Genomic DNA, 23,599 nt, shown 5'->3' with positions numbered 1-23,599 from the left:
TCCGGCCTCTGCCGCCGCTCGCAGGCAACTTCACGCCAACCGGTCCACGCGCTTCGCACGAACCGTTGGCCACATGTTAGCGATCCGTTGGTGCGTCCTGATCTGATCACTGCATCGGATCTGGCCCGACGGACGCGCGCGTCGGTCGCGCAACTCGGGGGAGTGTCGCCGTAGGCCGGATCCGGGGACGCAAGAGGGCCCCGGTCGGCGGAGGTGAACGACCGGGGTCCTTGTCCCGTATCCCGCGCGCCGGCTAGTAGGGCTTGGTCAGCTCCAGCAGGTCTACATATCCAGCCTTGAAATCGGGCGAGTTCATCTCGACGTTCATGTGCCCGGCGTCGACGGTCTCGACCTTCCAGAGCCTGCCCGCGATCTCGACGGTGCTGCCCTTGCGCACATCGTCGTAGAAGGCGAGCTGTCCCTGGCCCACGGCCGTCACGCTGATCGAGGCGCGGCCCGGACCGTCCTGGATGTCGGTCACCACGGCTCCCATGGCAGGGCCGTTGTCGGGCACGTGCCAGCGCAGCCGCCAGTGACCGTCCTGCGTCGTAGGCCACTTGGCCATGTGCGTCCCCTGGTTCTGGTTCGTGCCGCCGTGCTCCGGCATGACGAGCACCACGCGATAGGTACAGATCTGGGCGACCGTGACAGCGCGCCCCTTCAGCGTGACCCGGTGCCCCGCTGCCACGGTCTGCTTGACGCCGTCCACCGCCAGCACCGCGGTGCGATGCCGCCCGTCGGCGCCCGCCGCCGTGTACGCCACCCTTCCGCCGCCCGGCAGTACGGCCGTACCGCCCCGCAGGACGTGTGCTCCCCTGGCGTCCTTGCTGCCGTCGCACTCCGGCCCCTTGTCGGCGGCCGGCACGGGCCTCGGTGCCGAGGACGACGCCGAGGCCGACGTCGAGGGGGCGGCGGAGTGCGACGCCTCGGAACCGCCCTTCGCGCCGCAGGCGGCCAGCGACAGCGTCAGGCAGACGGCCCCGCCGAGTTTCCCGATTCTCATTTCGCCACCTGCAGTTCCTGTGGGCTGTTGAAGTATTTCTCGTACTGGTCGGGCATGGCCTCGACGTCCGGGGCGCCGCCGCCCCACGGGTTGCCGAGGACGACCTTCCCGTCAGGGGTGAACCCTTTGACGTAGAACACGTGCCGGCTCACGAAGCTGCTCTTCCACTCGTCCGGTACGTCCTTGGGGTCTACGGAGCCGGTCGCCACGATCACCGGGTGATGCGATTGGAAGGACTTCCTGATGGCGTCGAGGTTGTTGTCGATCGACTTGGAGTCATGACCGGTCACGTACGGCGGGGCCATGTTGGTCTGGTCCCATTCGGTGGCTCCGTAGTCGCCCTTCTCCGCCCGGTCGTAGAGCGGGTCCCCCTGGTGGTTGTCCGGTGTTCCGCCCTTGTCGCCGCCGTACATCAGGGCGAACGCCTTCTCGTAGTAGGCGGGCCAGGTCTCACCGGCTCCGTGCGCCGACACCAGGTTCCCGTTCTGGTCCATCGGAAGGTCGGGGGTGACGGTGACCCAGTGCTGGTTGCCGTCCTGGTCCCAGATCCGCACGTTCACCGTGCCGTTGGGGTTCTGCCTGATCCCTTCGGCGATGAACTGCGGGTTCGCCTGGGCCGTCGCGGTGAGGGACGCGATGTACCAGCAGTCCGCGAACTGGCCCTGCGAGATGCTCGACGCGTCGACCTTGCCCGGCGTGGCGAACAGCGGGTCGGCGGGAGTGCCGTAGTGCATCCCCTGCACGCCCTGGTTCAGCTGCGAGTTGTACCCCTGGAGCCAGGCGTCCGTCGTGTCGAATCCCGGCTGGATCCCCGGGAACGCCGCCTCCAGCGTGGCCCAGTGCGAGGGCCCGGCCTTCTGCAGCAGCCGGCTGAGGTGGTCGCGGAACTCGCCGTCGGGTATGCCGTCGTGGGACTCCCACCACCACATGCCGCTGTCGTCGGTCTTCTTCGCCAGGTCGCCGTAGCGGCGCAGGTCGTCGGCCGGGACCTTGGCCAGGAAGGCGTCGAGTTCGGCGGGGGTCAGGGCGTCGAGCTGGTCCTTGACCTTGTCCAGATCGTCGCGGTTGCCGTCGTCGCCGAAGTCCTTGCCGTCCAGCGCGGCGATGGCCGCCAGCGCGCCGGTGATCTTCTTCTCGTCGGGGGCCGTCTCGTCGGCGAAGGCGAGCGCGGGGTCGATGGCGTACCCCTTGGCGAGCAGTTCGTTGCACTTCTCCAGCTGGTCGCAGCGGCGCGTGATCGAGTCGGACATGTCGCGCAGCTCGCCCCCGAGCGACCCCGGCAGGCTGCCGCCGCCGAAAGGCCAGAAGGGGAAGGGGTTGGCGATCAGCGGTTCGAGGGCCGGGCTGGTGGTGGCGGGCTTGCCACCGAGCAGGCTCTGGGCCTGTATCAGCACCGAGGAGATGTCACTGTGCAGCTTGCCCGCGTTGTCGCCCAGCGTCTTCAGATCGCGCCCGAGGCCGCGGATCCTCGGGATGTCGAACCCGGCGAACGGCATCAGTTCATCCTCCGGGCTTGTTGGTCTTGGCCTGGGCGGCTTGCTCGTCGAGGTTGCGCGCCTCGGTCTCCCAGCGCCGGGCGTCAGCCATCAGATCACCGGCCATCGAGGCCAGTGAGCCCTTGCGGGCGCCGAGCGTCGCGGTGGACGCCTCGGCGAACGGCCCCTGCCAGATGGCGGGCGTCGCCTGCCGCACCGCGTTGTCGAGATAGGGCCCGAGCGACCCGGCGAGGGCCCGTGCCCTGCGGGCGCACTCACGCAGGTCTTCCGCCCGCTTCTGCAACTGCGCGGGCGTCTCGCCCCGCTCGTCGTCCGGTCTCCCCATGTCATCCCCGTAGTCGAACGGCCGCAAGGCACTGATCGCTGATGCTAACAAACGCCAACAGGAGCCATGGCCAACGCAATCGGGCGGGGACCTGGGAGGTGCTCGCTCCGCAGAAGCCGGCCCCGGACTTCCCGCTGCTCGGTCGCCGCGACGTTCCGAGCCAAGGGACCGCCCCACGTCCCGGTGAGGGAGTGGGAGTGACGCGGGGTGCCGCTTCACGGGATGAACTTCACCTCCGGGAAGGCCGGACACGGGCCGTCCAGCAGGTGCCCCTGCCCCCGGTGCCGCAGGTGCAGGTCGAAGAACGCGAGCGGGTACGCCTGCTGGATCCGTACGGCCCGGGCCGGGTCGAGGGTGCCGATCCAGTCCTGGATCTGCTGGTCGGTCATCCCGAGGATCCTGCCCGCCTGCGGGATCAGCGTCGCGTTGTCGCCGTATGAGTTGTGGATGGCCCCGTCGGCCTGGATGTCGAGCCGCCAGCCGCGAAGACGCGTCCAGAACTCGGCGACGTCCGGCATGGCGGCCCGGGTGAACACGGCGGTCATCATCATGAACGGCCGGTCCAGGTCGGCGGTGATGGTCGGCTGCATCGGGCCGTCGATGCCGAGCCCGGCGCGGACGCGCCGGTCGGCGAGCATGGTGAGCGCGGTGGCGGTGCCGCCCTTCGACCAGCCGAACGCGCCGATGCGCCGCGGGTCGAGGGCGCCGAGCAAGCCCTGGGGCAGTGGCTTGCCGTCGACGTCGGGGTTGCGCCCGGCGGCGAGCCCCTCCACGCAGTCGAGCAGGAACCGGAGGTCCGCGGCGAAGTCCCTCGGGAACATCGGGACGTCGCCCGGGGTGACCACCCGCCCGTCGGGGAACTCGGTGAACGTGTCGTGGGTGTGGTCGACGGTGAGCACGGCGTAGCCGTGGCTGGCGAGTTCCTGGACCATGATGGTGTGGTCGCCGCGGTGGCTGCCCGAGCCGTGCGAGTACACGATGACGGGCAGGCGGTGGCCCGTACGGCGTACGGGCGCGCCCACGTGCCCGGCGGTGAGCGGGCCGAGGGCGGGGTCGAGGGCGAAGCCGGCGTCCGCCAGGAACGCCCGCAACGCGCCCTCGGTCATCCAGGGGGCGCGCGGCAGGTCCTCGACCTCGCGTGCGGGGTACCAGACGCCGGCCATCAACTCGCGGTGACGCCCGGGGCCGACAACTCGATCCGGACGCGAAGCGTCGACGAGGTGCAGGGGTACCGTGCCCACCGGGTACGGTCCGGTGGGCACGGGCAGGGTGAGCTGCACCGGGCCCGGGGCGGTCGAAGCAGCCCACGCCCGGTGTGCGGCGCCTATCGGCGCGGCGGCCCCGACTGCCAGCGCGGCTCCGAGCATCCTGCGGCGCGTCATTCCTTCTCGGTTCATGAACGGCGTGATGGTCACGGACCCTCCCTGGGGTTGTGGGCAGCACTGGGTTTCCGGGCAGCACTGGGTTTCCGGGCAGCACGGGGCTGCGCCCGGCGCTTGGGCCGCGCCCGGTCGGCGGCGTTTCGGTATTGATCAGCTCAGTGGCTCGGGGGAATGCGGCCGTCCACCGGCGCGGACATGAGGTAGGCGAGCACGGCCAGCACCCGACGGTTGTCGTCGTCGGAGGGAGCGAGGTCCAGCTTGGTGAAGATGCCGGTGCTGTGCTTGGAGACGGCTTTGTCGCTGATGAAGAGCCGGTTCGCGATGGCGCTGTTGGAGCGTCCCTCGGCCATGAGCTCAAGCACTTGGCGTTCCCGCTCGGTAAGCCTGGAGAGGGTTTCGCGTTCGCCACGGCTGCGGCGGCCGAGCAGTTTGGTGACCACTTCGGGGTCCATGACCGTGCCGCCCGCCGCGACCGTACGGATCACGTCGACGAACTGGTCGTCGCTGAACACCCGGTCCTTGAGCAGGTAACCGACCCCTCCGGCCTGGTCGGCGAGCAACTCCTGGGCGTAGATCTGCTCGACGTACTGCGAGAGCAGCAGGATCGGCAGCCCGGGTATCCGTTCCCGGGCGGACAGCGCCGCACGCAGCCCGTCGTCGGTGTGGGTGGGCGGCAGCCTGATGTCCACGATCGCAAGGTCAGGCCGGAACTCCAGCAGCGCGCCGAGCAGACCCGGCGCACTGTCGGTGGCCGCCACGATCTCGAACCCGCGTGCCTTGAGAAGCCTGACCAGGCCCTCCCGGAGCAGGAAGAGATCTTCCGCGACGACTACGCGCACGGCACCTCCATGACCACCATCGTCGGCCCCCCGGGCGGGCTGCTGACCGCCAGGATGCCGTCAAAGGCCGCCAGCCGTCGCTCCACCCCGGCCAGCCCGGTGCCACGGGCGGGATCCGCGCCGCCCACCCCGTCGTCGACCACCTCGATGCGCAGCAGCCCGGCCGTCCGGGCCATGCGGATCTGGAGGCCGTGCGCCGAGGCATGCCGGACGGCGTTGGTGACCACCTCGGCGACGGCGAAGTAGCACGCGGACTCCAGCGGGGCGTCGAGCCGCCCCGGCAGATCGATCTCGGTCTCACACGGCAGGGGCAGGTCCAGTGCGAGCGCCCGGACCGCCTCCCCCAGGCCCCGGTCGGCCAGCATCGGCGGGTGCATCCCCCTGATCAGGCCACGCAGTTCCTCCAGCGCCGCCGCCGAGGCGACGCGGGCCTCCACGACCAGTGCGGCGGCCCCGCGGGGATCGCTATGGATCATCTCCTCCGCGACCCGGAGGTTCATCCCGATGGTGACCAGCCGCCCCTGCGCGCCGTCGTGCAGGTCCCGCTCGATCCTGCGCAGCTCCGCCGCCGCGGAGCTGACCGCGTCGGCCCGCGTCTCCGTCAGCTCCCGCACCCGCCGGGTCAGCGCCGGATCCGGCCCCCTCCCCAACAACCGCCCCGCATCCGGCAACACGGTCAGTGGCAGCAACCAGAGCCCGAGAGCCAGCAGCACTGCCCCCTGGATCCCGCCGAGGACCGACGCATGGTGAGCCGTCTCCATGGGGAGCAACGGCGCCGGCCCCCGCGGGGAGCCGAACTTCTGCACCGTCACCAGGGATTGCCCGAACCCGCTCTGGGCGACGTCGTACACCCCGATCCCCACCAGGCCCAGGGCCGCCAGGTCCGCGGCCGCCCTCGGCCACCGCACCAGCCCGGCCACGACGGCCACCAGCAGCGCCAGCCCGACCAGGTAGCTCATCACTGCCGGCCCGATCCCAGTGCCCGGCGACGCGGACTGCCACAGATCGAGGCCGAGCAGGTCACCGGTCATCACCACGACGGCGGGCAGCAGCAGGGCCCAGCGCGCGGACCTCGGTGCGTCGGCTGCGGCCAAACGCGCCAGCCTGCTGCTCGCCAGCCGGCGCGAAGCCGCACCGGCGAAGGCGGCGAGCACCGGGACGCTCACACAGCCCACCAGGACGTTCAGCGATGTCGGCCCATAGCCGGCAGAGGAATGCGTGAGCCAGTACGTCCATTCCAGCAGTTCCCCGGTCACCGCCGCCACCACGGGCAGCACCCACCGCCTGGGGGCGCGCGCCGAGGAGAGCAGTACGGTGGCCAGCAGGCCGGCCATCAGCAGTGCCGCCGGGAGCAGCCCGCCGGGTTCCAGTTCCGGCACGGTGACTACGTAGCCGGCCCCTCCGGTGGAGTTGTGCAGGGCGAACAGCAGAGCAGGCACACTGCCGTACGCGGCCGTACCCACCAGCCCTGCCACGACGGGCCAGCCGATCCGCCCAGCCGGTCGCACGACACGCCCCGAGCGGTCCCGCGCCTGCTCAGCCCTGAAGGCCAGCACAGCGCAGACCGCGGTCAACGTCACCAGCACGCCCGCCGGCCAAGGCGCCGCCCCGTGCACCGGAAACGGCCACATATCCGCCCCCCGTCTCGTCATCCAGGCCACGCGCTGTGGCCCGGAGATCATGCTGCTGCGCGGGACCGGCGAGCACCAGGGGCCGAAACCCACTTCTGAGGTGGGCAAACACCTACCCCGGCCAGACTGGGGAGCGCAACGGAGGCCGCCATCGCCCTTGGCATCAACCTGCGCCTCAGCGCCGAGGCGACCGCGAAGCTTTTGCCGCTTCGGCGGAAGGCGGAGGCGGAGAAGGCGGCCCGCAAGGCCGCCAAAAGGACCAAGAAGTAGGCTGCCGGCCCCTCCGCTCCCGCATCGCTCACGCAAGCCGTTCTCAGGGCGTTCCCATCAGATGTCCCGCGATGCCCGAGCAACAGAAAACCCCAGTTCACGGGCTATGTGACCTGGGGTTTCTCGGAGCCGCTTTCGGGATTCGAACCCGAGACCTACGCATTACGAGTGCGTTGCTCTGGCCATCTGAGCTAAAGCGGCGCGCTGCCCGCACCATGGTGCGATCGGCAACGTCGGTAAGTCTACACAGTTTCCCGGGGTGCTCCGTACGCCCCCCGCAGCGGGGCTACAAGCAGCGCTTTCCCCTGGTGGGCGGGGTTCCGTGCAGGAGGTAGGTGTCGATCGCCGTGTCGATGCAGGTGCTGCCGCGGCCGTAGGCGGTGTGACCGTCGCCGACGTAGGTGAGCAGGCGGGCCGAGGAGACCTGGCGGGACAGGGAGCGGGCCCAGGGGTAGGGGGTCGCCGGGTCGCGGGTGGTGCCGACGACGATGATCGGGGCCGCGCCCCTCGCTTCGATGCGGTGCGGCTCGCCGGTGGCTTTCGCCGGCCAGTACGCGCAGTTCAGGGAGGCCCAGGCCAAGCCCTCACCGAAGACCGGAGAGGCCTTCTCGAATTCGGGCAGGGCCGCCTTGACCTGGTCGGGGGTGGAGAAGGCGGGCGGGAGGTCCAGGCAGTTCACGGCGGCGTTGGCGGACATCAGGTTGCTGTAGCGGCCGTTCGCGTCGCGCTCGTAGTAGCTGTCCGACAGGGCGAGCAGTCCGGCGCCGTCGTTCTCCTTCATCGCAGAGGTCAGCGCCTCGCGCAGCTGCTCCCAGGCCGCCTCGTCGTACATCGCGGCGATCACCCCGGTGGTGGCCAGCGCCTCGCCGAGCTTGCGGCCGTCCGCGTCGCCGGCCGGGATGGGGTGGGCGTCCAGCTTGCCGAAGAAGGCCTTGAGGTGGTCGCCGACCTGGGCGGCCGAGGTGCCCTTGCCGCCCAGCGGGCAGTCGGGGTGCCGCACGCAGTCCTTGGAGAACGCCTGGAACGCCGTCTCGAAGCCCGCCGTCTGGTCCAGGTTCATCCTGCGCGCGGGCAGTGAGGGGTCCATCGCCCCGTCCAGGACCAGGCGGCCCACCCGGTTCGGGAACAGGCCGGCGTACGTCGCCCCGAGGAAGGTGCCGTACGACGCCCCCACGTAGTTCAGCTTCGGGTCGCCCAGCACCGACCGCAGGATGTCCATGTCCCGGGCGGCCTCGACGGTCGACACATGGCGCAGGAGGCCCGCGGGACGGGTTCCGCAGCTCTCCGCGAAGCTCTTGTACTCGGCGACCAGCTCGTCCGTCTCCTTCTGGTCGTCGGGTGTGATGTCCGTCTGCGTGTAGGCGTCCATCCGGCGGCCGTCGAGGCATGTGACGGGCTCGCTGCGGGCCACGCCCCTCGGGTCCACGGCGACCATGTCGTAGTGGGCGCGGATCTCGGCCGGGTAGCCGACGGCGGCGTACTGCTGCAGGTAGCCGACCGCCGAGCCGCCGGGGCCGCCCGGGTTGACCAGCAGCGAACCGAGCGGCTTGCCCTTGCCCGTGGCCTTCTTGCGGGCCACGGCGAGCCGGACGTCACCCGCGCCGGGCTTGGCGTAGTCCAGGGGCGCCTTCATGGTGGCGCACTCGAAGCCGGGAACACCGCAGCCGCGCCAGCTCAGCCGCTGCGCGTAGTACGGCGCCAGCGCGGACGGCGTCGACCTCGGCAGCGCGGCCAGCACCACCTGCGGGGAACCGCCGCCTGCCGTCGTCGGGCTCCCGGAGGAGCAGGCGGACACGAGCAGCGCGCCGGCCGCGAGCAGGGTGGCCGTGAGGCGGGCGGTGGCCCGGATCCGGCGGGGGGTTCGCCTGGTCTGCATCGAACGATCGTAACGCTGTGCGATCGATCGGGTGCGGTGTGTGTGGATTGTGGCTCGTACGGGTGACAGCCCGCGTCAACCGGACGGGGAGGCCTCACAGAGGTCGCAGAGGTCGCAGAGGTCGCGCCGGGCCGTCAGCCCGCTCTCAGTGCCATCGTCATCGCCTCCACCGCGAGCAGCGGCGCCACGTTCCGGTCGAGGGCCTCGCGGCAGGCGGCGACGGCCTCGATGCGGCGGAGGGTGGACTCGGGGGAGCCGGCCCGGGCCAGCCGCTCCAGGGCGTCCTCGGCGTCCCCGTTGGCGATCGCCACCCGGGAACCGAGCTGGAGGGCGAGGACGTCGCGGTAGAAGGCGGTGAGGTCGCCGAGGGCGACGTCGAGGCTGTCGCGCTGGGTGCGGGTCCGGCGGCGCTTCTGCATGTCCTCGAGGTCCTTCATCACGCCCGCCGTACCGCGCGGCAGCCGGCCGCCCTGGGCCGCGCCGAGCGCCGCCTTCAGTTCCTCCGTCTCCTTGCCGTCCGTCTCCTCGGCGAGTTGCCTGGCGTCCTCGGCTGCCGCATCGACCAGCTCCTGGGCCGCCCTGAGGCAGGCGCCCACCTCGTCGCGCAGCGGCAGCTTCAGGACCGCGGCGCGGCGCTCACGGGCCGCCGGATCGGTGGCGAGACGGCGAGCCCGGTCGACATGGCCCTGGGTCGCGCGGGCCGCCGCGGCGGCGACGTCGGGTTCGATGCCCTCACGGCGTACGAGCATGTCGGCGACGGCGTCGACCGAGGGCGTGCGCAGGTTCAGGTGCCTGCAGCGGGAGCGGATGGTGGGCAGGACGTCCTCGATCGAGGGGGAGCACAGCAGCCAGACCGTGCGCGGGGCGGGCTCCTCGACCGCCTTGAGGACGGCGTTGGCCGACTTCTCGTTCAGCCGCTCGGCGTCCTCGACGAGGATGATCTGCCAGCGGCCGGTCGCCGGTGAGGTGTACGACTTGCGGACGGTGTCCCGCATGTCCTTCACCAGGATCTCGGCGCCCACGGCGGCCACCGTGCTGACATCCGCGTGCGTGCCGACCAGTGTCGTGTGACAGCCGTCGCAGAAGCCGCAGCCGGGGACCCCGCCGAGCGCGCGGTCGGGGCTCACGCACTGCAGGGCTGCCGCGAAGGCCCGCGCCGCCTGGTTCCGGCCCGCCCCGGGCGGGCCGGTGAACAGCCAGGCGTGCGTCATCTTCGAGGCCTCCGGCGGCGGGCTGTCGGCCGCGACGGCGGTGACCAGGGCGTCGGCGTCCCGGGCAGCGGCGGCGAGCACCTCGCTCACCTTCTCCTGCCCGACCAGGTCGTCCCACACGGTCATGGGTCACGCCGCCCTTCCCTCACGCTGCGCCTTCCGCCCTCCATTGTGGGGGCGGGCACTGACAACGGAGGTCCACCGAGTTCTACCGTGCCGCCGGCCTCAGCCCCGACGCCCGCGCCTTCGCCGCCCCTGGTCCTGCTGGTCCTGGCCCGGCTGCTGGTCGTGATCCCGGCCATGGTCCCGGTCGTCGTACGAACCCAGCAGCTCGTCCGCCAGGCTCGGCAGGTCGTCCAGCGGGGTCTCCTCGGCCCAGTCGGACCGCGGGCGCCGCCGAGCCGTACCGTCCGCGTCGACCTGGGGCATCTCGCGGGTGCGGTCCTCGGAACCGTCGGGGCCCGCGGCGGGCGGCTCGTCGCGGAAGAAGCCGGGCGGAACCCGGTCCGTCGGCGCCTCACCCCGTACGGGCGCACCCTCACCGCGAACGGGAGGCAGCACGGCCGTCTCGTCGGCCGCACCCGGCACCACCGGCGGCAGTACGGCCGTCTCGTCCACCGCCCCGGACGGCACCGGCGGCAGTACCGCCGTCTCGTCCGCCGCACCCGGCGGCACGGGCGGCTGCGGCAGCTTGGCCGTCACCTCGGACGCCGACTCGCGCACGGATTCACGCACGGACTCGCCCGCCGACCCGGATTCCCGGGCGGAGTCCTCTCGCACCGGGCGCAGCACCGTCGTATCGTTCGCGGCCCTGCCCGGCGTACCCGGCGTCCCCGCCCCACGCGCCGCGTCCGAAGCCGTGTCCGGCGACACGGCCGGCGTCGGCACGGTCACCGCCTCCGGGGCCGCACCGGGGGCCGGCGGGCGGGGTGTCGTGGGCTGCCGGGCCGCCACGTCCGCGGCTGCCGCCGCCTGTGCGGCCTGGCGCCGGGCCTCCTCGGCCCGCAGCAGTGCCTCCTCGGCCTTGCGCTGCTTCTCCAGGCGCCGCGCCTCGGCCTCGGCACGCAGCCGGGCCTCCTCCTCGGCCTGCTGGCGCCGCCGCTCCTCCTCGGCCTTGCGGCGGGCCTCCTCCTCGGCCCGGGCCTTCTCCTCGGCCAGCAGCCGCGCCCGCTCCTCCTCGGCGCGCCTGCGCGCCTCCTCGGCCCGCTGCCGGGCCTCCTCCGCCTGCCGTTCGGCCTCCCGCCGCTGTGCCTCCTCCAGCTCGCGCCGCTTGCGCTCCTCCTCCTCGGCGCGCAGCTTGGCGAGCTGCTCCTGGCGCTCGCGCTCCAGCCGCTCCTCCTCGGCCTTGCGGGCGGCCTCTTCCTCGGCCTTGCGGCGGGCCTCCTCCTCGGCCTTCCTCCGCGCCTCCTCCTGGGCCTTGATCTCGGCCTCGGACAGCGGCAGCACGGTGTCGAGCCGGTGCCGGATCACGGTCGTGACGGCCTCGGGTTCCTGGCCCGCGTCGACGACCAGGTAGCGGCCGGGGTCGGAGGCGGCCAGGGTCAGGAAACCGGCCCGTACGCGCGCGTGGAACTCGGCGGGCTCCGACTCCAGCCGGTCGGGCGCCTCGGTGAACCGCTCCCGGGCGGTCTCCGGGGAGACGTCGAGCAGGACGGTCAGATGCGGCACCAGTCCGTCGGTGGCCCACCGGTTGATGCGGGCGATCTCCGTCGGGGACAGGTCGCGGCCCGCGCCCTGGTAGGCGACCGAGGAGTCGGTGTACCGGTCGGAGATGACGACGGCCCCGCGCTCCAGGGCGGGCCGTACGACCGTGTCGACGTGCTCGGCCCGGTCGGCGGCGTACAGCAGCGCCTCCGCGCGGTGGGACAGTCCCGCCGAGGACACGTCCAGCAGGATCGAGCGCAGCCGCTTGCCGACCGGGGTGGCCCCCGGCTCGCGGGTGAGGACGACCTCGTGGCCCTTGGCGCGGATCCATTCGGCGAGCGCCTCGGACTGGGTGGACTTCCCGGCGCCGTCGCCGCCCTCCAGGGCGATGAAGAAACCGTTCGTGGCGGGCGCCTGGTCCGGGTCGTCGCCGCCGAGCAGCGCGTCGCGCAGGTCGTGCCGCAGCGGCACTCCGGAGCGGTCGTCGACCTTGGCCAGCACCAGTGCGGCCACGGGCAGCAGCAGGGCGCCGATCAGCATCAGCGTGAAGGCGGCGCCGCCGTGCGCGAACACGAACTTGCCGTTCTCCAGGCGGTGCGGGCCGATGAGTCCCGCCACCAGGGGCGCGATCAGGGCGCCGAGCGCCACCGAGACCCGGACCACCGCGTGCAGGTGTTCGGTGGTACGGGCCCGCCGGTAGTCCTCCGCCTCCAGGTCGAGCAGCGCGTGGCCGGTGTTGGCGGCCACGCCCGCGCCGGCACCGGCCAGCGCGACGATCAGCAGCACGGTGGTGACGTCCGGGACCAGTCCGGCGGCCAGCAGGGCGACACCGGTGAAGGCGATCGCCAGGGCCAGCAGCCGGCGCCGGGAGAGGGCCGGCAGCACCGAGGGGGCCGTACGGATGCCGAGGGCGACGGCGCCGGTCAGCGCGAGCACCAGCAGGCCGTAGAGCACCGGGCCGCCGCCCAGGTCCTTGGCGTGCAGCACGAACACGGCGGCGGCGGCGGAGACCGCCCCGGCCACGGCGGCGCAGGCCGGCACGAGCAGCGGAATGGCTCCCGTGCGGCCCTTGTCGACGCCGGTGCCGGTCCGGGGCCGGCGCAGGCCCTCCAGCGGGGACCGCGCGCGGGGGGTGCGGGTGCCGGGCAGCTCCAGGAAGGTCAGCACGGACAGGGACGCGGCGAACAGACCGGCCGCCACGTACGACCCGAGGGCGGCCTGGTGCTGGTCGAACCAGGCGATGCCGGTACCCAGCAGGTTGTTGACCAGGCTCGCGGCGACGAGCGTGGCGCCCGCGAGGGGGATCGCCACGAAGTTGGTGCGCAGCGAGAGCCGGCGCAGGGCGTCCATGTGGTCCGGCAGCGGTCGTACCGTCGCGCCTTCCGGGGGCGGGCCGGGCAGCAGCGCGGGTGCCGCGCTCTCCCGGCAGACCGTCCACAGACGCTCGGCGACGCCGGTGACGAAGGCCGTCACCAGAAGGGCGGCCAGTGCGTTGGCCGGTGTCCAGTCGATCCACAGGGGCGCGACGATGAGCAGCGCGGCGCGCAGCCCGTCGGCGCCGACCATGGTCCAGCGGCGGTCCAGGGGGCCGTCCTGGGAGGTCAGTGAGGTGAGCGGGCCGAGGAGTACGGCGCCGAAGAGCAGCGTCGCCAGCACACGTACCGCGAAGACGGTCGCCACTGCGAACGCCACGCCCCGGTAGCCGCCGCCGAAGGAGCCCTCGGCGATCGCCGCCTGGAGGGCGAGGACGATCAGCACCAACAGCGCGAGGGCGTCACCGACACCGCTCACCAGGTGCGCGCTCCACAGCCGCCTCAGCTGTGGTCGGCGCAGCAGGGAGCGGACGGCGCGCTCGCGTGAGTCCGCGACCAGGGCGTCGTCCGGGGCGGTGTGGGGGGCCGTTGGCTGCTCGGCTCGCGTCATGCTTTCAGCCTATCTGGACGGACTGACAGCACGTGGCGCCCGTCCGAACGTGCGCGCGCCCCGACACCAAAGCGATACCGGGGCGTTCTTTTCGCGAACGGGATGTGCGGGATGTGAAGGACCGGACCCTCGACGGGCCCGGTCCCGAAATCCCTCACTCCTCCACGGAGTTGGCGGCCGTGGCGGCCGTGGCCTTCGTCGCGGTGGTCTTCTTGGCGGTCGTCTTCTTCGCGGCGGTGGTCGTCTTCGCCGCCGTCTTCTTGGCGGCGGTCTTCTTGGCCGGTGCGGCCTTCTTGGCGGTCGCCTTCTTCGCCGGTGCCTTCTTCGCGGCCTTCTTGGCCGGTGCCTTCGCCCGCTTCTCGGCGAGCAGTTCGAAGCCGCGCTCGGGGGTGATGGTCTCGACGCTGTCGCCGGAGCGCAGGGTCGCGTTGGTCTCCCCGTCGGTGACGTACGGCCCGAAGCGGCCGTCCTTGACCACGACCGGCTTGGCGGAGACCGGGTCCTCGCCCAGCTCCTTCAGCGGCGGCTTGGCTGCGGCCCGGCCACGCTGCTTGGGCTGGGCGTAGATCGCCTGCGCCTCCTCCAGCGTGATCGTGAAGAGCTGCTCCTCGGTCTGCAGGGACCGCGAGTCCGTGCCCTTCTTCAGGTACGGGCCGTAGCGGCCGTTCTGCGCGGTGATCTCCACGCCGTCCGCGTCCGTGCCGACGACGCGCGGCAGGGACATCAGCTTCAAGGCGTCCTCGAGGGTCACCGTGTCCAGCGACATCGACTTGAACAGCGAGGCCGTACGCGGCTTGACGGCGTTCTTGCCGGTCTTCGGGGTGCCCTCGGGGAGCACCTCGGTGACGTAGGGACCGTAGCGGCCGTCCTTGGCGACGATCTGGTGACCGGTCTCCGGGTCGGCGCCCAGCTCGAAGTCGCCGCTCGGCTTGGCGAGCAGCTCCTCCGCCAGCTCGACGGACAGCTCGTCCGGGGCGAGGTCCTCGGGGATGTCCGCGCGCTGGTGGCCCTCGGCGTCCTTCTCGCCGCGCTCGATGTAGGGGCCGTAGCGGCCGACGCGCAGCACGATGTCGTTGCCGACGGGGAAGGAGGAGACCTCGCGCGCGTCGATCGCGCCCAGGTCGGTCACCAGTTCCTTGAGGCCGCCGAGGTGGTCCCCGTCGCCGTTGCCGGCGTCGGCCGCGGCGCCCGCGACCCCCGCGGCGAAGCCGCTGTCGGGCACCGTCTCGCCGAAGTAGAACCGCTTCAGCCACGGCACGGCCTGCGCCTCGCCGCGGGCGATGCGGTCGAGGTCGTCCTCCATCCGGGCGGTGAAGTCGTAGTCGACGAGCCGCCCGAAATGCTTCTCCAGAAGGTTGACCACGGCGAAGGAGAGGAAGGACGGGACGAGTGCCGTGCCCTTCTTGAAGACGTAGCCGCGGTCGAGGATCGTGCCGATGATCGAGGCGTACGTCGACGGGCGGCCGATCTCGCGCTCTTCCAGCTCCTTGACCAGCGAGGCCTCGGTGTAGCGGGCCGGGGCCTTGGTGGCGTGCCCGTCGACCGTGATCTCCTCGGCGCCGAGCGCGTCGCCCTCCGCGACCTGCGGCAGACGGCGCTCCCGGTCGTCCAGCTCGGCGTTCGGGTCGTCGGCGCCCTCCACGTAGGCCTTCAGGAAGCCGTGGAAGGTGATCGTCTTGCCGGAGGCGCTGAACTCGACGTCCCGGCCGTCGGCGGCGGTGCCACCGATCTTGACCGTCACGCTGTTGCCGGTCGCGTCCTTCATCTGGGAGGCGACGGTCCGCTTCCAGATCAGCTCGTAGAGCTTGAACTGGTCGCCGGTCAGGCCGGTCTCCGCCGGGGTGCGGAAACGATCACCCGAGGGACGGATCGCCTCGTGCGCCTCCTGGGCGTTCTTGACCTTCCCGGCGTAGGTGCGCGGCTGCGGGGGCAGGTAGTCGGCGCCGTACAGCTGCGTGACCTGGGCGCGGGCGGCCGTGACGGCGGTGTCGCTCAGGGTGGTGGAGTCCGTACGCATGTACGTGATGTAGCCGTTTTCGTACAGCTTCTGGGCGACCTGCATGGTCGCCTTCGCGCCGAAGCCGAGCTTGCGGCTGGCCTCCTGCTGCAGCGTCGTCGTACGGAACGGGGCGTACGGCGAGCGGCGGTACGGCTTCGACTCGACGGACCGGACGGAGAAGCGGGTGTTCTCCAGGGCGGCGGCGAGGGCGCGGGCGTTCGCCTCGTCGAGGTGGAGGGTGTTCGCGCTCTTGAGCTGTCCCAGGGAGTCGAAGTCGCGGCCCTGCGCGACCCGCCTGCCGTCGACCGTCTGCAGGCGCGCGAGGAGCGACGACGGGTCCGAGGCGTCCCCCGCGCGGCCGGTCGCGAAGGTGCCCGTCAGGTCCCAGTACTCAGCGGAACGAAACGCGATGCGCTCGCGTTCCCGCTCGACGACGAGCCGGGTGGCGACGGACTGGACACGCCCGGCGGACAGCCGCGGCATGACCTTCTTCCACAGGACCGGGGAGACCTCGTAGCCGTAGAGGCGGTCGAGGATGCGGCGGGTCTCCTGGGCGTCGACCATGCGCTGGTTGAGGTCGCGCGGGTTGGCGACGGCCTCGCGGATCGCGTCCTTGGTGATCTCGTGGAAGACCATCCGCTTGACGGGAACCTTGGGCTTGAGGACCTCCATGAGGTGCCACGCGATGGCCTCGCCCTCGCGGTCCTCATCGGTGGCGAGGAAGAGTTCGTCGGAGTCCTTCAGCAGGTCCTTGAGCTTCTTGACCTGTGCCTTCTTGTCGGCGTTGACGACATAGATCGGCTCGAAGTCGTGTTCGACGTCCACGCCGAGGCGACGGACCTCGCCGGTGTACTTCTCCGGCACCTCCGCGGCGCCGTTGGGGAGGTCGCGGATGTGCCCGACGCTCGCTTCGACTACGTAGCCGGGGCCCAGGTAGCCCTTGATCGTCTTCGCCTTGGCAGGCGACTCGACGATGACGAGTCGGCGGCCGCCCTGTGCGGTCTCGCTGGTCGGGGACAACTTCGCTCTTCTCTCCGGTCGACGCTGGGACCTCCCCAGGTGTTCCCGGGGTGAGGTACTGGTGACGCTGCGGAGTGTGACGGTACATCCCGCCCCCGTGTCAAACGGGAAAAGCCCGCAACGGCCACTCGAACGGTAACCCGACTCCCGCCATTCCTGCCGCCCGGCATCAGTGGCAGGGCCTTCGGCCATGTCCGGAGCGTGACGCTCCCCTTACGGGTACGGCACCACTGGCAGCCGCCTCACAGACGGGTCAGGCAGTACGTTCCCAGGGCCAGGGCCATGATCGCGACAACGCCCGCGACGGTGGCCGATGCGACCGGGTTCACACCATGGGCGACGGGTGCCCGGCGGCGGACCCGGACGCCGGTCCACACCAGCAATGCGCCTCCGAACAGGGCGAACACCACTCCCGCGAAGATCGCCGGCCCGCTCTCCATGTCCCCTCGCACCCCGTTGTCCGCCGGCCGCGCCTGACCGGCCCCGGGAGACTGGCACGCACGGACGGCGGCCGAACAAAATCAAGGTGAACAGCGGCCGTCCGGGGCGACGGGCGCGCGCCGCGATTTCCCTGAGGCCGGCCGGGGCGCCCCGTATTTTTCCAGCCTTTTTCTTGTCAGCGGCGCGTCCGGGGCGTTTCCGGGTGTTGCCAGGGTCATTTTCCGGGGCCGGAGGGCACGGGGAGGCGTGGGAGGACATGCCGGCGCGTGGATGGGCTGCCGACGCGGGGCAGGGCATGCCGGGGCGTGGCAGGGCATGCCGGGGCGGGGAGGGGAGCCGTGGGTCCGCCGCTTCGACGGACCCACGGCTCGCCGGGCTCAGCCCGCCGGCTCCAGGAACCCCTGCTCCACCAGCAGCCGGATCTGGGCCGGGGTGCGGTCGCGGAGCAGTACGGGGTCCTCTCCGACCAGCTGGGCGATGGCGTCCAGGATGCGGCCCGCGCTCAGGGAGCCGTCGCAGACGCCCGCGAAGCCGGCGCCCACCGTGTCCACCTTGGTGGCGCGGCGCATCCCGCGGTGCTGGCGCAGCACCACGTGCTCCGGGTCCTCGGCGCCGGGCAGTCCGACCTGCTCCTGGACCACCTCGGAGGCGAGCCTGAAGTGGCCCTCCAGCAGAGCCGCGTCGTCGTGCTCGCGCAGGTAGTCGACGCGGGCGAAGTGTGCCCGCACCGCGTCCCCGAGCGGCTGTTCGACCGGATGCGGCCACTCCTCCACGGTGACCGAGGGCACCTCGGCCCCGGTCCTGCGCAGCGTGATCCAGCCGAAGCCGACCGCCCTGACCTTGCGCGCCTCGAACTCGTCGAGCCAGGCGTCGTACCGCGCCTGGTACTCCGCCGGGTCCCCGCGGTGGTCACCGGCGTCCCTCAGCCACAGCTCGGCGTACTGCGTGATGTCCTGCACCTCGCGCTGCACGATCCAGGCATCGCACCCGCGTGGCACCCATGATCCGACCCTGTCCTGCCAGTCCTCCCCTGCCACGTGCTGCCAGTTGGCGAGGAACTGCGCGAACCCGCCCTCGTTCAGCCGCTCCCCGGCCTGTTGAACGAGCGAGCGGCACAGATCGTCCCCGCCCATCCCGCCGTCGCGGTAGGTCAGCCGCGCACCCGGCGAGATCACGAAGGGCGGGTTCGAGACGATCAGGTCGTACGTCTCGTCGTCGCGGACCGGGGTGAAGAGGGAGCCCTCGCGCAGGTCGGCGGCCGGCGCGCCGGAGAGCGCCAGCGTGAGCGCGGTGATGTGCAGCGCGCGCGGGTTGAGGTCGGTCGCCGTCACGCGCGTGGCGTGCTGGACGGCGTGCAGCGCCTGGATCCCGGAGCCGGCGCCGAGGTCGAGCGCGGCGCCGACCGGGGTGCGGACGGTGATGCCGGCCAGCGTCGTGGAGGCGCCGCCGACGCCCAGCACGACACCCTCCTCGTGGCTGCCGATGCCGCCCGCGCCGCCGACCGCGCAGCCGAGGTCCGAGACGATGAACCAGTCCTCGCCGCCGGGCCCGCCGTAGGGCCGTACGTCGACGGTGGCGGTCACCTCGTCGGATCCGGCGCGCGTGAGCCACCCGGTCTCCAGGCACTCCGGCACCGGCAGGACGTCGGCCACGCGCGCGTGCGGCGCGGGCTGCTGCAGCAGGAACAGGCGTACGAGCGTCTCCAGCGGCGTGTCTCCGCGTGTCGCCCGGAGGGCGGGCACCGTCTCGCTGCGGGCGAGGGCCGCGTAGGCGGGCGCGCCGAGCAGTTCGAGCAGTCCGTCGGCGGTGAAGGAGGCGGCGAGCAGGGCATCCCGCAGCCGGGCGGCGACGTCGGTGCGGTCGGCGGCGGGCAGGGGGGCGAGGCCTGAGTCAGTCACGCCCCCCATTGTGGCCCGCGGCCCGGCCCGAGGGCGGCCTCAGCCGGTGGTCGCCGAGGTCGAGGCGGCCACCTTCTTGCAGCTCGGCTGTTTGGCGATGGCGTCCTTGACGTCGCCCTGCTCCAGGTTGCGCAGCGCCTCGGTGCCGCTCTTGTTCTGGTTCTCCAGCGCCGCCATCTGGGAGGCGACGTCGTGCAGACCGGTGGCGAACTTGCCCTGGTCCTTGGTGTCGAGGGCGTCGACCTTCTTCTTCAGGTCGGCGTAGGACGCGGCGAGGCTGTCGAGGTTCTTGACGACGTCCTGCTGCCGCTTGGCGCCGTCGCCGACGCCGGGGGGCGCCCCGGCGCCGTTGATGGCGGCGGCGATCGCCTTGTAGCCGTCGGACATGTCCTGGAAGGCCTGGGAGTCCGTCTTCTGCAGGACGTCGGGCGCGGTGTTGTTGTCACCGGCCTTGCTGATCGACGCGTTGGCCGCCTTGATCTTGGCGTCCTGCGCGGGCACCGCGTCGCACACCGTCTTGGCCCAGGCGTCCAGCTTGGGGTTGCCCTTGCTGGCGCTGCCACTGCATCCCGACAGCGCCACCACCAGTACCGCACCGCCGGACAGTGCGGCCGTGAGCTTCTTGTTCACCGGATTGGTCCCTTCCATGGCTCTCGGCCCACGGACCCTACACGGCGGACGCACACCATCCATGGGCCGAACAACCATTAAGGACCCTTTTCCTACCATTCGCCCCGGGCGAGAGAAGGCTCACGGCGGGGGCGTGCTCGCAGGGGCCGGGCGGGCGGCACACGGAAGGGGCGGGCGGCACATGGAAGGGGCGGGCGGCACGTCAACACGCGCCGCCCGCCCGTCGTTTGCACCCGCCTGCCTCACACCGTCGTGAGCAGGCCCCCTTAAGACGGCCTACGAAACCACCGCGGGATCCGCCGAGTTCGCGACCCGCTCGGCCCCCTCGTCGTCACCCACGGCGATACCGCGCCGCTTGGAGACGTAGACCGCGCCGACGATGACGCACAGGGCGAGGATCGCGATCGCGATCCGCACACCGAGGTTCTTGTCGTCACCGTAGGAGAACTTGATCACCGCGGGCGCGATGAGCAGCGACACCAGGTTCATGACCTTGAGCAGCGGGTTGATCGCGGGACCGGCGGTGTCCTTGAAGGGGTCGCCGACCGTGTCGCCGATCACCGTGGCCGCGTGGGCGTCGCTGCCCTTGCCGCCGTGGTGGCCGTCCTCCACGAGCTTCTTGGCGTTGTCCCAGGCGCCACCGGAGTTGGCCAGGAACACCGCCATCAGCGTGCCCGCGCCGATCGCGCCCGCCAGGTAGGAGCCGAGGGACCCCACACCGAGGGTGAAACCGACGAAGATCGGCGCCATCACGGCGAGCAGACCCGGCGTGGCCAGTTCCCGCAGGGCGTCCTTGGTGCAGATGTCGACGACCTTGCCGTACTCCGGGGTCTCGGTGTAGTCCATGATCCCGGGGTGCTCGCGGAACTGCCGCCGCACCTCGAAGACCACCGAGCCCGCCGACCGCGACACCGCGTTGATCGCCAGCCCCGAGAAGAGGAAGACGACCGCCGCGCCCGCGATGAGGCCGACGAGGTTGTTCGGCTGCGAGATGTCCATGGACAGACTCAGCGGGGCGCCCGTACCGGTGAGTTTCGCGCCCACGTCGTGCACGTTGGTGGTGATCGCGTCGCGGTACGACCCGAAGAGCGCCGAGGCCGCGAGGACGGCGGTGGCGATGGCGATGCCCTTGGTGATCGCCTTGGTGGTGTTGCCGACCGCGTCCAGGTTGGTGAGCACCTGCGCGCCCGCGCCCTGGACGTCGCCGGACATCTCGGCGATGCCCTGGGCGTTGTCGGAGACCGGCCCGAAGGTGTCCATGGCGACGATCACGCCGACCGTGGTGAGCAGGCCGGTGCCGGCCAGGGCGACCGCGAACAGGGCGAGCATGATCGACGTACCGCCGAGCAGGAACGCCCCGTACACGGCGAGGCCGATCAGCAGGGCGGTGTAGACGGCCGATTCGAGGCCCACCGAGATACCGGCGAGGACGACGGTGGCCGGGCCCGTGAGCGAGGTCTTGCCGATGTCCCGGACCGGGCGGCGGTTGGTCTCGGTGAAGTAGCCGGTGAGCTGCTGGATGACGGCGGCGAGCAGGATGCCGATGGCCACCGCGACGAGCGCGAAGAGCCTGGGATCGCCGCCCTTGGCCTTGATCGCCGCGTCGGTGACCCCGGCCAGGTCGGAGTACTTCGCCGGCAGGTAGACGAAGACCGCTACGGCGACCAGCGCGAGCGAGATCACCGCGGAGATGAAGAAGCCGCGATTGATCGCGGTCATACCGCTGCGGTCGGCGCGGCGCGGGGCGACCGCGAAGATGCCGATCATGGCCGTGAGCACGCCGATGGCCGGCACGAGCAGCGGGAAGGCGAGTCCCGAGTCGCCGAAGGCGGCCTTGCCGAGGATCAGCGCGGCGACCAGGGTCACCGCGTACGACTCGAAGAGGTCGGCCGCCATGCCCGCACAGTCGCCGACGTTGTCGCCCACGTTGTCGGCGATGGTCGCGGCATTGCGCGGGTCGTCCTCCGGAATGCCCTGTTCGACCTTGCCGACCAGGTCGGCGCCGACGTCGGCGGCCTTGGTGAAGATGCCGCCGCCGACTCGCATGAACATGGCGATGAGGGCGGCGCCGAGGCCGAAGCCCTCCAGCACCTTCGGCGCGTCGGCCGCGTACACCAGCACCACACAGGAGGCGCCGAGCAGGCCGAGCCCCACCGTGAACATGCCGACGACGCCACCCGTGCGAAAAGCGATCTTCATTGCTTTGTGCGCGACCGCGGTGAGATCTTTTTCCGGTTCGCCTTCCGCCGGGGTGGCCTCACGGGCCGCCGCGGCGACGCGCACATTGCTGCGCACGGCGAGCCACATGCCGATATAGCCGGTGGCCGCCGAGAACGCCGCTCCGATCAGGAAGAACACCGATCGTCCGGCGCGCTGATTCCAGTCGTCCGCGGGCAGCAGCAAGAGCAGGAAGAACACGACGACGGCGAATACGCCGAGGGTGCGCAACTGCCTGGCCAGATAGGCGTTGGCGCCTTCCTGGACCGCCGCCGCGATCTTCTTCATACTGTCGGTTCCCTCGCCCGCCGCGAGCACCTGGCGCACCAGGATCCCGGCGACCACGAGCGCGGCCAGCGCGACGACCGCGATCACCGCCACCAGGATCCGGTTGTGGGCGGTCAGAACTGCGGCTGCGAAGGTTGTGGGCTGATCCAGCTGATGAGGGGTAGAAAGCCCCGCCATTCGTCCTCCTTGACGCTTGGGCTGAGCTCAAGATGTGGACGGATTGTAGGTACCCGGCCCTGATCAAAACAGGGGACGGTAAACGGAATTGGCCTTCACATGCTTCTCAGCAAATGATCGAGGTCACGCAGCGGGACCCGAAAGCGGTAATGCCTCAAAAGCATTGACGAGCACATTGCCGCTTGATCGAATTATCGGGCTAATGATCGTGAATTCATTCACGAATTCCGGGAGCCGGGTCGCCGCTCACCCGGGAACAACACGAAGGGCCCTGCTCAGCAGGGCCCTGACTGTATGGCGGGGTGGGACGGCGGATGGTCGGCTCGGCGGTTCAGACGAGGGCGACGGCCGGGGGTGCGGTCGGCCACGTCATACGGATCAGTCCGCCGTTCTCGCCGGTGGTGACCTCCACGTCGTCAACGAGGCCACTGATGACCGCGAGGCCCATCTCGTCCTCCTCGGCCTCCACATCCGCGTCCGGATCGGCTCCACCGACCGCGTGCGTGCCCGGGGCCGCGTGCGGCGCCTCGTCGCCGACCTCGATGGAGAACTGTTTCTCCTCTTCGATCAGCGCCACCTTCACCGGCGCCGTGACGCCACTGCTCTGGTGCAGTCCGACGGCACGCGAGCACGCCTCACCCACGGCGAGCCGCACCTCGTCGAGGACGGCCTCGTCCACTCCGGCCCTGCGCGCCACCGCGGCCGCCACCAGCCGGGCGGTCCGGACGTGCTCGGGCAGCGCGCTGAAGCGGAGCTCAACGGTGGCCATGCATCCCCCTCGGAACTACGGGCGTGCGGTCGGGGCCCGGGCTGCCGACAGCCCGGGCTCCCTGATGAACTTCGATGCCCCGGACCGAACCGGCCCAGGGCGGGGCCGACCGGCAACGGGCCGATCGGCGGCCCGATGCCAGTCACTGACTCATGGTCAGTCGGTGGCCGCCACCGCTTCCTCGACCGAGGTGTGAATCGGGAACACCTTGGTCAGGCCGGTGATACGGAAGATCTTCAGAATGCGCTCCTGGTTGCACACCAGGCGCAGCGAGCCCTCATGGGCACGCACCCGCTTCAGGCCGCCGACCAGCACGCCGAGCCCGGTGGAGTCGAGGAAGTCCACGCCCTCCATGTCAACGACGAGGTGGAAATTCCCGTCGTTCACCAGCTCGACCAGCTGCTCGCGCAACTTTGGCGCGGTATATACGTCGATTTCGCCACCGACCTCGACGACCGTACGATCGCCGACGGTACGGGTCGACAGGGACAGGTCCACGGATCCTCCAGCACCTTGCTATCGAGCGGTCGCCCCTCGGGCACCTCGGCTTGAAGCCCCCG

At 71.4% G+C, this 23,599-nt stretch carries 16 protein-coding genes and 1 tRNA gene; all 17 read right to left on the bottom strand.

From position 1 onward, the window contains the following. Positions 1 to 253: 253 nt before the first annotated feature. Positions 254 to 1,003 (bottom strand): hypothetical protein, encoded by a 750-nt coding sequence (locus tag ACFYMM_RS12015; RefSeq protein WP_388385709.1) that lies wholly within the window; start codon positions 1,001 to 1,003, stop codon positions 254 to 256. Then, entirely contained in the window at positions 1,000 to 2,499 is a 1,500-nt protein-coding gene (locus ACFYMM_RS12010; RefSeq protein WP_388385708.1) for a C2 family cysteine protease, read from the bottom strand. Before ACFYMM_RS12010 ends, ACFYMM_RS12015 begins: the two co-directional genes overlap by 4 nt. A 4-nt stretch (positions 2,500 to 2,503) precedes the next feature. Next, on the bottom strand, positions 2,504 to 2,824 hold the full coding sequence (locus ACFYMM_RS12005; protein ID WP_388385707.1) for a hypothetical protein: 321 nt from the start codon (positions 2,822 to 2,824) through the stop codon (positions 2,504 to 2,506). Between the two features lie 215 nt (positions 2,825 to 3,039). Further along, positions 3,040 to 4,239 (bottom strand): alpha/beta hydrolase family protein, encoded by a 1,200-nt coding sequence (locus tag ACFYMM_RS12000; protein WP_388385706.1) that lies wholly within the window; start codon positions 4,237 to 4,239, stop codon positions 3,040 to 3,042. A gap of 122 nt (positions 4,240 to 4,361) precedes the next feature. Further along, a complete protein-coding gene (locus ACFYMM_RS11995) occupies positions 4,362 to 5,045 on the bottom strand; it encodes a LuxR C-terminal-related transcriptional regulator (protein ID WP_388385705.1) in 684 nt (227 codons plus the stop codon). After that, a complete protein-coding gene (locus ACFYMM_RS11990; protein WP_388385704.1) occupies positions 5,036 to 6,520 on the bottom strand; it encodes a sensor histidine kinase in 1,485 nt (494 codons plus the stop codon). Before ACFYMM_RS11990 ends, ACFYMM_RS11995 begins: the two co-directional genes overlap by 10 nt. Positions 6,521 to 7,073: 553 nt before the next feature. Beyond that, positions 7,074 to 7,147: transfer RNA gene (locus ACFYMM_RS11985), tRNA-Thr, on the bottom strand. 85 nt (positions 7,148 to 7,232) lie between these two features. Continuing rightward, entirely contained in the window at positions 7,233 to 8,822 is a 1,590-nt protein-coding gene (locus ACFYMM_RS11980) for an alpha/beta hydrolase (protein WP_388385703.1), read from the bottom strand. A 134-nt stretch (positions 8,823 to 8,956) separates the two neighbouring features. Continuing rightward, positions 8,957 to 10,159 (bottom strand): DNA polymerase III subunit delta', encoded by a 1,203-nt coding sequence (locus ACFYMM_RS11975; RefSeq protein ID WP_388385702.1) that lies wholly within the window; start codon positions 10,157 to 10,159, stop codon positions 8,957 to 8,959. 99 nt (positions 10,160 to 10,258) lie between these two features. Then, positions 10,259 to 13,600 carry a dTMP kinase gene (tmk, locus tag ACFYMM_RS11970; protein WP_388385701.1) on the bottom strand — a complete coding sequence of 1,114 codons (3,342 nt, stop codon included), beginning with the start codon at positions 13,598 to 13,600 and terminating at the stop codon, positions 10,259 to 10,261. 154 nt (positions 13,601 to 13,754) lie between these two features. Continuing rightward, complete coding sequence (gene topA, locus ACFYMM_RS11965) at positions 13,755 to 16,619, bottom strand: type I DNA topoisomerase (RefSeq protein ID WP_388385700.1); 2,865 nt, start codon at positions 16,617 to 16,619, stop codon at positions 13,755 to 13,757. Between the two features lie 242 nt (positions 16,620 to 16,861). Next, positions 16,862 to 17,059 (bottom strand): hypothetical protein, encoded by a 198-nt coding sequence (locus ACFYMM_RS11960; RefSeq protein WP_388385699.1) that lies wholly within the window; start codon positions 17,057 to 17,059, stop codon positions 16,862 to 16,864. A 378-nt stretch (positions 17,060 to 17,437) separates the two neighbouring features. Then, positions 17,438 to 18,967, bottom strand: coding sequence for a methyltransferase (locus tag ACFYMM_RS11955; protein WP_388385698.1), 1,530 nt, complete (start codon positions 18,965 to 18,967; stop codon positions 17,438 to 17,440). A gap of 30 nt (positions 18,968 to 18,997) precedes the next feature. After that, positions 18,998 to 19,606 carry a small secreted protein gene (locus tag ACFYMM_RS11950; protein WP_388385697.1) on the bottom strand — a complete coding sequence of 203 codons (609 nt, stop codon included), beginning with the start codon at positions 19,604 to 19,606 and terminating at the stop codon, positions 18,998 to 19,000. A gap of 258 nt (positions 19,607 to 19,864) precedes the next feature. Next, a complete protein-coding gene (locus tag ACFYMM_RS11945) occupies positions 19,865 to 22,270 on the bottom strand; it encodes a sodium-translocating pyrophosphatase (RefSeq protein WP_388385696.1) in 2,406 nt (801 codons plus the stop codon). Positions 22,271 to 22,601: 331 nt separating this feature from the next. Next, positions 22,602 to 23,039 carry an ATP-binding protein gene (locus ACFYMM_RS11940; protein WP_388385695.1) on the bottom strand — a complete coding sequence of 146 codons (438 nt, stop codon included), beginning with the start codon at positions 23,037 to 23,039 and terminating at the stop codon, positions 22,602 to 22,604. Positions 23,040 to 23,195: 156 nt separating this feature from the next. After that, on the bottom strand, positions 23,196 to 23,537 hold the full coding sequence (bldG, locus tag ACFYMM_RS11935) for an anti-sigma factor antagonist BldG (RefSeq protein ID WP_010986038.1): 342 nt from the start codon (positions 23,535 to 23,537) through the stop codon (positions 23,196 to 23,198). Between the last annotated feature and the right edge of the window lie 62 nt (positions 23,538 to 23,599).

The sequence above is a fragment of the Streptomyces sp. NPDC006739 genome, assembly GCF_042869815.1.
Taxonomy (GTDB): domain Bacteria; phylum Actinomycetota; class Actinomycetes; order Streptomycetales; family Streptomycetaceae; genus Streptomyces.
The sequence above is the reverse complement of the archived record's forward strand: the minus strand, read 5'-3'. Positions and strand labels throughout refer to the sequence as shown.